Annotated in this window: 14 protein-coding genes; 1 reads left to right on the top strand and 13 read right to left on the bottom strand. The window is 35.0% G+C overall.

Translation table 11 applies throughout. The features are described from left to right. Positions 1-25 precede the first annotated feature (25 nt). The 13 genes from BD809_RS03115 to BD809_RS03175 form a co-directional block, all read right to left on the bottom strand. A complete protein-coding gene (locus BD809_RS03115) occupies positions 26-1,240 on the bottom strand; it encodes a 3-phosphoshikimate 1-carboxyvinyltransferase (protein ID WP_148781500.1) in 1,215 nt (404 codons plus the stop codon). Then, entirely contained in the window at positions 1,240-1,497 is a 258-nt protein-coding gene (locus tag BD809_RS03120; protein WP_148781501.1) for a hypothetical protein, read from the bottom strand. The genes BD809_RS03115 and BD809_RS03120 overlap by 1 nt, the downstream gene beginning before the upstream one ends. Further along, entirely contained in the window at positions 1,497-1,823 is a 327-nt protein-coding gene (locus tag BD809_RS03125; RefSeq protein WP_148781502.1) for a nucleotide pyrophosphohydrolase, read from the bottom strand. The genes BD809_RS03120 and BD809_RS03125 overlap by 1 nt, the downstream gene beginning before the upstream one ends. A gap of 1 nt (position 1,824) precedes the next feature. Beyond that, the gene (locus BD809_RS03130) at positions 1,825-3,837 is read right to left on the bottom strand and encodes a DUF3857 domain-containing protein (protein ID WP_148781503.1); all 2,013 of its coding nucleotides are present in this window, start codon (positions 3,835-3,837) and stop codon (positions 1,825-1,827) included. 17 nt (positions 3,838-3,854) lie between these two features. Further along, positions 3,855-5,768, bottom strand: coding sequence for a DUF3857 domain-containing protein (locus BD809_RS03135; protein ID WP_148781504.1), 1,914 nt, complete (start codon positions 5,766-5,768; stop codon positions 3,855-3,857). A 21-nt stretch (positions 5,769-5,789) separates the two neighbouring features. Continuing rightward, the gene (gene dtd / locus BD809_RS03140) at positions 5,790-6,242 is read right to left on the bottom strand and encodes a D-aminoacyl-tRNA deacylase (protein ID WP_148781505.1); all 453 of its coding nucleotides are present in this window, start codon (positions 6,240-6,242) and stop codon (positions 5,790-5,792) included. 9 nt (positions 6,243-6,251) lie between these two features. Next, entirely contained in the window at positions 6,252-7,211 is a 960-nt protein-coding gene (gene rsgA, locus BD809_RS03145) for a ribosome small subunit-dependent GTPase A (protein ID WP_148781920.1), read from the bottom strand. 57 nt (positions 7,212-7,268) lie between these two features. Beyond that, positions 7,269-8,348, bottom strand: a complete 1,080-nt coding sequence (locus tag BD809_RS03150) for a bifunctional 3-deoxy-7-phosphoheptulonate synthase/chorismate mutase type II (protein ID WP_148781506.1) — start codon at positions 8,346-8,348, stop codon at positions 7,269-7,271. Positions 8,349-8,392: 44 nt separating this feature from the next. Then, entirely contained in the window at positions 8,393-9,244 is an 852-nt protein-coding gene (locus BD809_RS03155; protein ID WP_148781507.1) for a prephenate dehydrogenase, read from the bottom strand. Continuing rightward, complete coding sequence (locus BD809_RS03160) at positions 9,241-10,431, bottom strand: pyridoxal phosphate-dependent aminotransferase (RefSeq protein WP_148781508.1); 1,191 nt, start codon at positions 10,429-10,431, stop codon at positions 9,241-9,243. The genes BD809_RS03155 and BD809_RS03160 overlap by 4 nt, the downstream gene beginning before the upstream one ends. Beyond that, on the bottom strand, positions 10,428-11,258 hold the full coding sequence (locus tag BD809_RS03165; RefSeq protein WP_148781509.1) for a prephenate dehydratase: 831 nt from the start codon (positions 11,256-11,258) through the stop codon (positions 10,428-10,430). The genes BD809_RS03160 and BD809_RS03165 overlap by 4 nt, the downstream gene beginning before the upstream one ends. Positions 11,259-11,580: 322 nt before the next feature. Next, on the bottom strand, positions 11,581-12,768 hold the full coding sequence (kbl, locus tag BD809_RS03170) for a glycine C-acetyltransferase (RefSeq protein WP_148781510.1): 1,188 nt from the start codon (positions 12,766-12,768) through the stop codon (positions 11,581-11,583). Positions 12,769-12,918: 150 nt separating this feature from the next. Beyond that, positions 12,919-13,872 carry an NAD-dependent epimerase/dehydratase family protein gene (locus BD809_RS03175; RefSeq protein ID WP_148781511.1) on the bottom strand — a complete coding sequence of 318 codons (954 nt, stop codon included), beginning with the start codon at positions 13,870-13,872 and terminating at the stop codon, positions 12,919-12,921. A gap of 168 nt (positions 13,873-14,040) precedes the next feature. Between BD809_RS03175 and BD809_RS03180 the strand changes: the two genes are divergently transcribed. Further along, positions 14,041-14,502 carry an Lrp/AsnC family transcriptional regulator gene (locus BD809_RS03180; protein ID WP_148781512.1) on the top strand — a complete coding sequence of 154 codons (462 nt, stop codon included), beginning with the start codon at positions 14,041-14,043 and terminating at the stop codon, positions 14,500-14,502. Positions 14,503-14,566 lie beyond the last annotated feature (64 nt).

The following is a 14,566-nucleotide window of genomic DNA, read 5'->3' on the forward strand; positions in this document are numbered from 1 at the left end:
AAGTAAATCGACACTTATTTTGAAATCAACTAAATTTGAAGCCCAACCTTTCAAGATCATTCCAAAAATCAGGATATGACTTAGTCACTACGTCTGCATCGTTGATACTCAAGCTTGTTTTTAGCGCTAAAGGCGCAAATGCTAAAGCCATACGATGATCGTTATAAGTTTCTATAGTTATATCGGGTTGAATATGACTTGAAGATTCCAGGAAAAGAGCATCTTCTGTAATATGAACTTTGCCTCCCAGTTTTTCAAGTTCTGTTTTAAGTGCAAGTAAGCGATCCGTTTCTTTAATTTTTAAGGTATGAAGACCTTTCAGGTTACAGGAAATCCCTAAACCGAAACAGGTTACTGCTATCGTTTGTGCAATATCAGGAGCATCCACTAGATTGAGCACGATGTTATCCACCGTCTTTAACTTTTTTTTGAGCGTTATTGTATCATTTTTAAATAGAGTTTCTACACCAAAGTTTTTATAAATAGTAGCTAATCTAGCATCTCCCTGATAGCTTTCTTTTTTGTAAAAACTCAACGTTACTTCACCGTCATTCGATAAAGCCATCATACTATAGAAATATGATGCAGAACTCCAATCCGATTCTATTGTAATTGTTTGTGATGCTACCTTTGTTTGAGGATTTATAGAAATTTGATTCCCATCAAATTTTGTTTCAATCCCAATTTGACACAGCAATTGCTTAGTCATATTGATATATGGTATTGAGGTGACTTCTCCTTCAAGGTGAATTGTTAACCCTGCTGTCAGGGAGGATCCAATAAGCATTAAAGCAGAAATGTATTGACTACTTACATTTGCCTTGAGAGAAACGCTATTCTCTACTGGTACCACGCCTTGGATTTTGAGTGGCGGATATCCTTCTTCTTTCAAATATTCGATCTGGCATCCAATGGTTCTAAGTGCATCTACCAGTATTTTGATAGGACGCTGTTGCATTCTTTCGCTACCTGTTAAAATAACGTCCACTCCCGGTTTCACTGCAAAATACGCAGTCAAAAAACGCATCGCTGTTCCTGCGTGATGCACATCGATAACACCGCTACCTTTTGCCAGCGCTTCTCGCATGGTATTAGCATCGTCGCTATTTGAAACATTTCGAAGCAGTAATTCAGGGTAAAAAGCTTGCAATAAGAGGGAACGGTTGGTTTCACTCTTAGAACCTGTGATCTTAAGTTCACGACTAAGAATAGTATCTAGTTGGGCTAAATTTAATTTCATTATTTACGTTTCTTTTTAAGCTTTCTGGATTCAAAATGATATCCCAAAATCATCCCATACATAAGCCCACCTATTACTCTGGATAGGGCGTAGCGCAGCCACTTGCCTTCGTTAATCCGTTCAGTTACAAAAGCTGAAAAATTAAAACCTTGATACTGCATAATTAATTCTATTAAACTAAAAAGCACTATAAAACCTATTGCAAGTAGTGTTACCGATTTCCAATAGGATCTAGAAGAAAGTATAGTCTTGAACATTATTTTAATTTTTTATTATTCTGATGACGATCGTGATCTCTTTCAGTTTTAATCGCCAACTTTTTATCAAAAGCTTCTTGAAGATCAACACCTGTTTGATTTGCCAAGCATAATACTACAAAAAGTACATCTGCTAATTCTTCTCCCAGATCTTTGTTCTTATCGCTTTCTTTTTCACTTTGCTCTCCGTATCGGCGTGCTATAATTCTCGCTACTTCTCCTACCTCTTCAGTAAGTTGTGCCATGTTAGTCAACTCATTGAAATAACGTACTCCGTGCGTATTGATCCACTCGTCTACTATTTTTTGGGCATTTTGAATGTTCATTTTATATTTTTTTTAATACTACTTGTTCGCTTTCTTTTTCAATTATCTGGTTATAGAACTCTTTAATTACTTGATAGTAATCAGCAGATATAAAGGGTGTATTTAAAGTTTCTGATACTAACACCTGTATCTGGTTACCAGTCTTATTAATTCTATAAATAAATTTCCCCATGTTTTCAGGAAGTTTAAAAGCAGATGGCTTGGGTACTTCAAGAACTTTATAACCTTCAGGAATTTTAATAGAAATCATTAAATTATTGTCATAACCATATCCGAAATCAATAGGATATTTGCGATCTTCTGCTCTAAAAAAATTCTCCTTATCTCTTAAAAATAGTAATGGTGAAAAAAACATCTCATTATCAACAATTTCAATCTCATTTTCTAGAACAAATTCAAAACGCTCTCCTAATGGTTTTCCAACCTTATCCACTTCTTTTAATTCGTAGGACAGAATAGTATCTATTTCATATTTTTCTTTGATCCTTTTAATTTGTGTGTTTATATCGTTTTCTCCATATCGAACTCTAAAATCATGTGCCAAATATGACAAACGATTTGAACTTTGTTTGCCTGTCACAATACCATACTCATCAATCTCGCACATCACTGTACAGTGAAACCTAGAGCCCTCATCTGGTCTAAAGTTTATCAATTGTGAGGTTCCATTTTCTGAAAGTATTCTTCCTGACCCTTGAATTACTCTATCCGGAAGCACATTAAACTCTCCCAACTTATCAGTAGCATCCATATATAAAATATTATCACCAGACTTAACTCTAGCAATTAAGTAATCGAAACCTTCCAACGTAGGAAACAACGCCATTGTTTGGTTTACTGAGCTAACTAGAACAGGGTTCGCTTGAACCTTTGCGTACTTGAGCATGGCCACTAACATAATATTTATTTCGGCCGAATTACCAACTCCGGAAGTATATGCTTTTTTTACTCCATCAACAGTAATTACCCTAAATTTTTTATTCCAGGTCATCCGTTTTTTTACAAAATCGAAAATTTTACTAGTTCGTTGCAAGGGATCACTTATATCTTTGATAATAGAATCAATATCCTTTTTAAAATAGCTTTTTTTCTCTAATTCATTACCAAACCTTGAATCGTTATGTATAGTTTTAGCAACCTCCTCCCAACTTGTAGAATAACTTGAAATACGACTGTTGGGGAATTTAGTATACTGTAACTCAAAATCTATAGAAGCCATATAATTTTTAGGATTCCCTGAATAAGGTTCCGATTTAAATGCTGGAATATTCTCTGAATTGATTTCATAAGTATTTACCGCATACTCTATTTCATTTTGTGAATAACTCGTTTTAGAAACATAGAACCCTGATCTCGATTTTGAATTTAATACTATCTTATCACGTTTTACAGATTCCTTTAAGTTTATTGGTAGATGTCCGGAAGTGAATTTTTTAAAATTATAATATTCCGGAATTGAAATATGTATCGCCATTAGTTTTATTGGAATATTTCTTTGTAAATAGATTTTATCAATACTTCTTGCAAAAGGTGAAATGAGCTTATATTTATACTCAATAACTGATCCTTCCTGTATTGAGGGCATAGTAAATTTTGCCTCATTATAATATTCTGAATACTCATTTTTGAATATTTTATCTTTTTTCAGTTTAGTCTCTACTATTTCTCCATTTACCAAACTATAAGTGACAGCTTTCAAACCACTAAGTTTTTCTTTATCACTGTTATTTTTGTATAGATAAATATGTTCGCCAGCTTCATTAAAACCATTTTTATTATAGAGCTTTACACGTTTATGCACCTCAGTAATTAACTGAAAACCGTTATTCTGACTATACTGAAAATTAATATTTCGGCTTTCGTACAAAACCACAGCATTTGCTGTGGTATCCATTTCGTAGCTCTTTTCTAACAACTCCTGTTTTGAAACCTTGCCAAACTTAAAATCTTGTGCAAAGCCATGTGTGGTAAACATTAGGATAATAACAACTATTGAGTTAATTGAATTTTTCATTTTTTCGTTGGTTAAGATTATTCCTTTTTAAGTACGATTCTTGTCTTGTCTGTATTTTTTATATCTGTCCAAAATTGTCTATAACTCTCATACTTTTCTTTTGGAAAAATTCCATCAATCATCTTTAGAGTACGTTTAAATTTAATCTTAGATGGACTTAGCATTTCCAATTCGTAACTATAGGTTCCAAATTCGTTTGTGATAAACTTGCTTTCAGGTAACTTACTAAGTAAATATCCCGCAGGTAGATTAATCTCATACTCATCAGTATTTTGATACCCATGTCTTATAACCAAGGGGGTACGTCTATTTTCGTAAACAGGCAGATTCCCCTGATTACGATTAAACACGTTTGGAGTCACCAATAATCTGCTACCAGCTTTTTTAGAATAAGAAGAACAGGTAATCAAAAGGTCTTCTACAAATTGCACTGTTTCTTTATCATCATGAAGATTAACTGATTTAATATGTAAGTTATTAATGTAACTCCACTTTTCTTTATAATGCAAATCAAGATTCTTCGGAGTTTCAAATTGAATTTGATAATTCCAATTATACTCTAACCCTCTAGCTTCTCGATTGATAGTAGCTTCCATCGAATTATCAGCTTTTAATTGTATTACCGCATTAGTATTCAATATATTTTCCTCTGAGAAATATTTCTTTGTACGTTTAATTTCTCCACCCTCCCGTTTAACTACCAAAACATTTCTATCATCGGTAAAATCTCCTATAAAATTAAACGGTATCGTTTGATTTGTGCACTCTAACCATATATCTTCTTCTTTATCAGGAATGTTTAAAATTACATGATCCCCCTCTATAGAAGCAAAATCTGCATCTATATCTCTTCTTTCATCAGCAAAAACAACTGTATAAAACGATAGGATACCTTGACTATCTAATAACGCTTTCGTATAATTTGTAAGCGCTTTACAATCTCCATAACCTAATCGATCTACATCACTCGCTAAAAACGGCATCCATCCACCGATCCCTAATTGCACACTTATATATCTTGTTTTATTCTGAACATATTCATAGATAAGCTTCGCTTTCTCTGCTTTAGTATTTGCCTCAGCGACTAGATTATTTATTTCCTCAATAGTTGATTCAGGCAACTCATTTCTACCCATTAAAAGTTTTTCATAATACCACTTTCCAAGAGCCTTCCAATCCTTAGCTGATCCTTCCATCCCTTCTAATGTGAAATTATTTAGAAACACCTTCACAATTGGCATAACCTCAAAATAAGCCGGGCTCATGATTTCTGAACGTTTTGATACTATATTTGCCACTTCATAGGATAATTCATAATCCGAATTATTTTTAAAAATTGAATATTCTTCAAGATTTATTTCTTTACTTTTGAGAGGTATTTTAGTTGGATTGACAATTTTATAATATGATTTTTCAACACTCAATCCGTATCTTGGAACCGGAACCCAAGATTTAATGAAGGCAGTAGACGATCTTTTGATCTCACTCTCAAATATTACAGTATATGGATATCGAACCGGTGTATATTCAAAATATTTGATTCGGTCATCTCTCATCAAAGAAAAACCATCAATATAGCTTCTATCTTTGAAATCCTTCTTTTTATATTTATAAATTTCATTACCAAAACTATCATAAATCACAGCTGATAATTTATTAATTTTTCTTGAGGGATCATACCATTCGGAAAAGTTTGCAGAACGCTCCCCATACCTATTAAGCACTGTTACTGTTCTTTTGGTTTTAACCGTTACTGCATCAACAGCAGATATCTCTATCAAAATTTCTTCGACTCTAACCACTGCATTTGCATTCTTGAGCAATGCCGAATCGATCCGATTCACATGTAGTTCCGGTAAATCCTGAGAAGAAACCTCAAAAAAAGGCATGAGTAAAAATACCCAAAAAGGGAAAAGTAAAAATCTAGACATACATTATAAAATTTGGGGTAGTTACTCTTTATTCTTTGTGTCGATAAGTAAGGTAACAGGTCCGTCGTTGATTAAATTTACCTTCATATCTTTTCCAAATATACCCGTTCCAACTTTCTTACCCAAATCCAATTCTAACTGATTTACGAAACGTTCGTAAATTGGGGTCGCTATTTCAGGACTCGCTGCTTTGATATAACTGGGTCTATTTCCTTTTTTAGTACTGGCAAATAGAGTGAATTGGCTTACAACGATAACTTCTCCGTCAATATCCTGAATCGACCTATTCATCACTCCATTTTCGTCTGCAAATATTCGTAGTCTACTAATTTTACCTGATAACCACTTACTATCTGCATCGGTATCCTCTGCCTCAATACCTAAAAGAATTAATAGGCCATCTGCTATATTTGAAATTACTTCCCCTTCAACCGTAACAGAAGCTTTTAACACCCTTTGTATAATTACTCTCATGCAATGAATCTATTCTTCAGTATAATTATTCTTGCGATAATGTTCCTCCTCGCCCTCAATAATTTGCAAGTAGCTTTTATATCTAGACCAAGCAATTTCCCCAACATCCAGTGCGTCTTTAATTGCACATTTCGGTTCATTAATATGCAGACAGTTATTAAATTTGCACTTAGATTTCAGTTGAAAAAATTCAGGGAAATAATCACCTAATTCTTCTTTTTCCATATCCACCACTCCAAATCCTTTTATTCCCGGGGTATCTATAATTTTTGCATCAAAACTCAGATCAAACATTTCTGCAAAGGTAGTCGTGTGCTGCCCTTGTTGGTGTTGTTCGCTAATGGCTGTTGTCTTTAACATTAAATCCGGCTCAATTGTGTTGACCAAGGTTGACTTACCGACCCCACTATGGCCAGAAAACATACTAACCTTGCCCTGCATCATAGCCTTCACCTTATCGACATTCTTCCCGGTCTTAGCTGAAATACCAACACATTCATATCCTATTTTTCTGTATAATGCAGCGAGATATTTGATTTCGAGCAACTCCTCCTCGTTATAGGTGTCAATCTTATTAAATAAAAGCACGGCTTTTATTCCATAAGCCTCTGCCGTCACTAAAAATCTATCTATAAATGTGGTAAACGTAGGAGGATTATTTAAAGTAACCAGTAAGAAAACCTGATCGATATTGGCAGCAATAATATGCGTTTGTTTGGACAGATTTACAGATTTACGAATGATATAATTTTTTCGATCATGAATCGTATTAATTACCCCACGTTCACTATCATTCTCATCATTCGTTTTCTCCAATTTAAAATCCACCTTATCACCAACAGAAACCGGATTGGTACTCTTAATCCCTTCAATTCTGAATTTTCCTTTTATTCGGCATTCATATGTTATTCCGTTTTCAGCTTTTACGGTATACCAACTTCCAGTAGATTTATATACAATTCCTGTCATAGCTACAAAGATGCAAATTATATCCCAAATGCGCATTTGTTCTAAACCTCCTTTCCTTTATTTAGAACTGTTTTTTTGATGGTTAATAGACTCTTGATGAATGGCCTTATAAATTCGCAAAATAAATTCTTCACTCAGACCATTTTCATTTCCTTCAAGGATCATACGTCCCAAAATTTCATTCCAGCGCTTGGATTGCAAAATAGCAACATTCTGTTTTGCCTTTACCTTCCCTATTTCATCAGAAATTTTCATTCTTTTTGCCAACACCTCTAATACCTGATTATCCGCTATATCGATTTTAGCTCGTAATTGACTCAGTGCTTTTTGATACGCTTCATCTTCTCCGATTTCCTTTCGAATTTTTAAATCTTTCATCATTTGAATTAAAGTGTCTGGCGTTATTTGTTGCTTTGCATCACTCCATGCATTATCCGGATCATAATGTGTTTCTACTATCAACCCATCAAAATTAAGGTCCAATGCAGTTTGAGACAAATCAAAAATTAAATCTCTTCGACCTGCAATATGAGAAGGGTCTAAAATTAAAGGCAAATCAGGAAAACGATTTTGCAGGTCAATCGGAATTTGCCATTCTGGAATGTTTCTGTATTTAGTTTTCTCATAGGTCGAAAACCCTCTATGAATTACTCCCAGATTTTTAACATCTGCCGTATACAATCGTTCTACGGCTCCCAACCATAGCGAAAGATCCGGATTAATAGGGTTCTTTACCAACACAGGGTTATTAATACCCCTACAAGCATCAGCAATATCTTGTACTATAAATGGTGAGACTGTACTTCGTGCTCCTATCCATAGAATATCTACTCCATGTTCTAAGGCTAATTCTACGTGATGTGGATTAGCTACCTCGGTCGCTATCTTCATTCCCGTCTCTTCTTTAGCGCGTTGCAACCATTTTAGTCCTAAGGCGCCCACACCTTCAAAATTGCCTGGTCGGGTTCTGGGTTTCCAAATTCCGGCACGTAATACTGTAGCATCAGAATCTTTAAGCTGATGAGCTATTTTGACCACTTGATTTTCGGTTTCCGCACTACAAGGTCCGCCGATAACCAAAGGATGATCTAATCCAAACGCATCCAACCAGTTTCTCAATTCTTTTTTATTTTCCATAATTTCTTTTTTTATGCTGTTCAAATCATTAAATCTGTCGTTGATCAGGCTTCGATTCCGTTTAAAATTAATTTTATATGGTTGATATCTTCCATTTCTTTATGTAAACCTTCAAAATCGTCATTTTGAAGTAAACTTTTGAAATGAGAGAGGTTATTAATATACTCACTCAGTGATTCTATCACATTTTCTTTATTCTGTTGAAAAATAGGTCCCCACATGGCAGGAGAACTTTTTGCTAATCTTACTGTAGAGGCAAATCCACTGCCAGCCATATCGAAAATATCTTTTTCATTCTTTTCTTTCTGAATCACCGTTTTACCCAACATAAATGAACTGATATGTGATAAATGGGAGACATATGCAATGTGCTTATCGTGCGACACAGGATCCATATACCGGATACGCATTCCCAAAGCTGTAAAAATTTTCATCGCTCGCTCTTGCAATTTAAAAGCTGTTTTTTCTACTTCGCAAATAATGTTGGTCTTACCAAAAAACAGGGTATCGACTGCTGCTTCAGGACCAGAAAACTCTGTTCCCGCTATAGGGTGAATCGCTAAAAAATTACGCCTCTTATCATGTGTTGCTATGGACTGACAAATTTCCTGCTTTGTCGATCCTACGTCCATGACCAATGCAGTATCCTGGATTCGATCTAAAACCTGAGGCAACAAAGTCACTGTTGTCGTCACAGGTATTGATATAATCACTACATCGGCTAACCCTAATTCTTCTATGGTGGACGGTCGGTCAATAAACCCTATTTTTAATGCAGAATCCAAATGCTTTTCATTCGAATCTATCCCATAAATTATAGTATCTGGCATGGTTTGCTTAATATCTTTACAAAAAGACCCTCCTATTAAACCGACTCCAATAACAAACAGCTTCATATAGCCTTAAATTTTAGGGTTTCAACAGAAAAATCTACCCCTGCTATCCGATGTAAAGCTTCTTCAATCTGATCTATATTCGCACATAAAGAAAACCTTAAATACCCTGCTCCTTGAATTCCAAAAACTGCGCCAGGAGTAACAAAAATATTATATTCACGCAACAGTTTTTCTATAAAGTCATATCCATTTACATATGCTGGTAATTTGGCCCAAACGAACAACCCTACAGCTTTGTGATCCACCATACAATTTAATTTCTTAGCTAGTTTCCAGATTAATTTTCTTCTTTTCGCATATGTTACATTCAGATTTTCATACCACTGATCTGAAATTTGTAAAGCAGCTAAGGCTCCGTGCTGAATTCCTAAAAACATCCCGCTATCCATATTGGATTTCACTTGAAGTATTGCTTGTATTTTTTCTGCACCACCCATAACCATTCCTACCCTCCATCCTGCCATATTAAAAGACTTACTTAGAGAATTTAATTCTAAAGCATGATCCTTAGCTCCGACAACATTAAATATACTGATAGGTTCAGGGTTGAGCACAAAACTGTATGGATTGTCATTTATAACTAATATATTATGTTTTTTAGCAAAGTGAATGAGTCGCTCAAACAATAGTAGATTTCCTGAAGCACCTGTTGGCATATGGGGATAATTAACCCACATCAACTTTACCTTTCTTAAATCGAGTTGTTCCAACGCCTGAAAATCAGGTTCCCAATTATTTTGCTCGGTTAATTCATAAGCAATAGGTTCTGCATCCAGCAATTTGGTTACCGAAGCATATGTAGGATATCCCGGATTAGGAATTAATACCTGATCCCCAGCATTGAGATACGCCATAGAAACATGCATAATCCCTTCTTTTGACCCCATTAATGGTAGGATTTCGGATTCACTATCTAAATCTACACCAAATTTGTTTTGATAAAATTCGGCAATGGCTGTTCTAAGCTGAGGAACCCCCTGATAACTTTGATACTGATGCACCCCTTTCTCTCGCATAGCTGATTGCATAGCCCGAACAACCTCAACGGGAGGCTCCAAATCAGGACTACCGATTGCTAAATTCAAAATCGGTTTTCCTGCACTGGCCAGCGCTCTCACCTCACGTAATTTTGAAGAAAAGTAGTACTCTTCTACATTGTCTAAGCGTTTTGCAGTTTGTACTTTCATCGTTGTTGGTTTTTATAAGTCCCTAAAATTTTTAGCTCTAGCGTCATGATTCTCAATAAGGTGATTGCCTTTTCAAAGTATTCAGACTTCCCAAATGTGACATCAATAAAAAATGAATGTTTCCAAGGCTCATTCAATATGGGGAGGGATTGTATTTTTGTAAGATTAAGGCTACAGTCACTCATAACATTTAGTAGCGTCGCAAGACTTCCTTGCTTATGCATCGCAATAATCTTTAACGAAGCTTTATTAATTTCTTTTTTCCTTTCTACAGCTTCGGATTTTCGCTCTAGCACAAAAAACCGGGTACTATTAGTCGTTATAGTTTGAATATTATGTGCTAAAATTTCTAAACTATATAATATTGAAGCAATTTTGCCTGCGATGGCTGCAATACCTAAATTATTTTCATTTTTAATATTTCTCGCTACCGCTGCAGTATCTGTCGCTTCAACCAATTTGATGCCCGGATATTGCTTAAAGAAATCTTTACACTGTAAAAGTGCCATTGGGTGAGAGTGCACTTCATTAATATCTTCTATTTTTTGACCCGGAAGCACCATAAGACAATGATTTATCGGAGCATAAAACTCTCCTATAATGTTAAAATCACATTCATCGATATATGCATAATTTGGGATAATTGTCCCTGCAATAGAATTTTCTATGGCCATTATCGCATGTTCGCTATGCGCGTTTACCAAACTATTTGCCACTTCTGCAAAGGACATACATTCCTCTACCTCAACCAAGTCACCAAAATATGCTTGAGCTACTTGATGATGGTATGAACCTTTTATACCTTGTATGGCAACTTTTGATTTCATTCAAATTTGGGTAAAAAAAAATCCCGATTTGCATCGGGATTTTAAATTATAAACATAAAAATATTTACATAGGGATCCCGTTTCTCTCTTTAAAATAAAAGAAGAAAAAATAAAATCCGTTCCAAGTAAATAAATTATTCATTGTCTCTGTTGTAACTAGATTGCTAAAGTAAATAAAACATCGAACTTTCAAAACAAAAAGTAAACTAATTCTTTTTAAAGTTCAATCAATTATCAAACTCTTTATTTTTTGAGTTTTAAATAGGAATTATTCAAAATAGGATCCGCATATCTAAAAACCTTACTAAAATATAAGATGCTGTTAAATAACTTTCAGTTCTTTTCCTACCTTGGTGAATGCTTTAACCGCTTTCTCAAGATGCTCACGCGTATGCGCCGCAGATAATTGAACACGTATCCGTGCTTTTCCTTTTGGCACTACGGGATAAAAGAATCCGATAACATAAATACCTTCATCCAGTAATTTTGACGCAAATTCCTGCGCTAATGTAGCTTCATACAGCATTACAGGAACAATAGGATGATCTCCCGGCACGATGTCAAATCCTGCGGCAGTCATTTCGGTTCTAAAATATTTAGTATTTTCCTCTAACGTATCTCGCAGTGAGGTTGAAGCGCTTAAAAGATCCAAAACCTTGATAGAAGCACCTACTATTGAAGGTGCCACAGTGTTTGAAAATAAATAAGGTCTAGATCTTTGTCTTAACAATTCTACAATTTCTTTACGTGCTGCGGTAAATCCACCGGATGCACCTCCTAAAGCTTTACCATATGTACCTGTTATAATATCTACTCGTCCCATAACATCACAGTACTCATGCGTTCCACGGCCTGTTTTACCAAGAAATCCTGTAGAATGGCACTCATCAATCATAACCATCGCATTATACACTTCTGCTAAGTCGCAAATTTTATCTAATTGAGCAATGGTACCATCCATAGAGAAAGAACCGTCGGTAACAATTAAAATACGTCTGGAACCTTGTGCTTCTTTTAGCTGCTCTTCGAGGGAGTCCATATCGTTATGATCATATCTAAACCGTTTTGCCTTACATAATCTGATACCGTCAATAATAGAAGCATGATTAAGCGCATCAGATATGATAGCATCATCAGGTCCTAAAATTGGCTCAAAAAGTCCTCCATTAGCATCAAATGCTGCGGCATATAAGATACAATCTTCCATTCCTAAAAACTCTGCGGTCTTGCGTTCTAATTCTTTATGAATATCCTGTGTACCGCAAATAAAACGAACTGATGAAAGTCCATAACCATGTGAGTCAATAGCATCCTTTCCTGCTTGAATTACGTCTGGATGTGACGAGAGACCCAAATAATTATTCGCACAGAAATTTAAAACCTCCTTTGAATTTGTGGTATCGATTTCTGCACCTTGAGGTGTAGTAATGATACGTTCGGACTTATACAATCCTGCATCCTTAATTTCTTCTATTTCTCTTTGTAAATCTTCTTTAATATTTGAAAACATAAATATGATTTTGTAATTAATATATACCCTACGCTATTTCAGTTCTTTTTAAAATTACACTATATGTTGTGTAACTCCAAGTATCCCCTATGTTTCTTGAAAAATCCCTTTAAAATTGACAATAAATCATCCAAAAATATCTAAACGCCTTTAAGTTGGATTGATTTCGTATTGTAATTTTAATTTTTCGACCATAACTTGTGTCATCCGGTTTAAATCGTACTCGGGTTGCCATCCCCAATCGTCTCTTGCACTACTATCATCTATCGAATTAGGCCATTTTGCTGCTATTTTCTGTCTGAAGTCAGGAGTGTACTTAACCTCAAACTTAGGATATATCTTTTGCAATGCTGCTGCAATATCCTTGGGAGCAAAGCTTGCTCCAGCCAAATTATATGACGTTCTCACTTTTATATGTTCTTTTGGCGCATCCATCAATTCCAAGGTTGCACGCACTGCATCTTCCATAAAAATCATTGGCAGCATTGTGTCTTCTTCTAAAAAGCAATTGAATTCTTCTTCTAAAACAGCCTTATGATAAATATCTACGGCATAATCTGTCGTACCTCCGCCAGGTAAGGATTGATAGCCAATAACTCCAGGGTAACGTAACGAACGTACGTCGAGACCGTAGCGTAAAAAATAATATTGTGCCCAGTTTTCGCCCGCAGCTTTACTTATACCATACACCGTTGCCGGATCCAAATAAGCATCATTAGGTGTTTGAGTCTGGTTAGCTCCTTCTCCAAAAACAGCAATCGAACTAGGATAAAACACTTTTACAACCTCATTGAGTCGTGCGACTTCTAATACATTAAACAAGGTCTGCATATTAATATCCCAAGTCTGTAAAGGGTTCTCTTCACCTCTAGCTGATAATATGGCTGCCAAGTGATAGATCTGGGTTATCTTGTATTGTTTAACAACTGATTCAATTCTGTTACGATCGGTAGCATCAATAATTTCAAAAATTCCATCGGCATTTTCTTTTTCCCTCAAATCAGAAGCAACTACGTGTTCTACACCAAATTTTTCTTGAAGCGATTTTGTCAATACAGAACCCAATTGACCATTTGCACCAACGATTAAGATATTTGTATCCATATACATTCAACTATTAAGTAGTATTTACTTGCAAAAGTAACAGTTGCAATTTTTAATTTGAAATTTTATTCTATCTTCAGTAAAAATTGCGACATTTAATTAAATTAGCAACTATTTTATCTTTTTGAGATATTATAAAATACAAATGCAGTTAAATTTACTAAGCTTATGGAAGATATAGACGAAATAGACCTTACAATTTTGAGAATTCTTCAAAAAGATGCAAAAAAAACGACCAAAGAGATCGCACAGCTCCTCAATCTAACGGCTTCTCCGATCTATGAGCGGATTCGCCGTTTAGAAAAAAAAGGATTTATTCAGAAATATGTAGCTATTTTAGATAAGAAATTAATCAATCGGTCAGTGACCACTATCTGTCAAGTCTCGATGCGATACCATAATGAAGCTTTTATTCAAAAATTTGAAGAACAAATACAAAATTTAGAAGAGGTTCAGGAATGTTATCATATGGCCGGTCAAGTTGATTTTATTCTAAAAATAAATACGCCTAGTCTTGAAGCATATCATGATTTTGTAAAGTATAAGCTTTCGACTATTGAAAATATCGGAGTATTAAACAGTACTTTTGTATTAAAAGATATTAAACACACCTCGGCTTTTTATATATAAATCGAGAACCAGCTTCGCATATTAAATTTAAGTTTCTTAAGTTACTAATTAGTATTTTTGATAA

The organism is Aquimarina intermedia, assembly GCF_008124785.1.
In the GTDB taxonomy this organism is placed as follows: domain Bacteria; phylum Bacteroidota; class Bacteroidia; order Flavobacteriales; family Flavobacteriaceae; genus Aquimarina; species Aquimarina intermedia.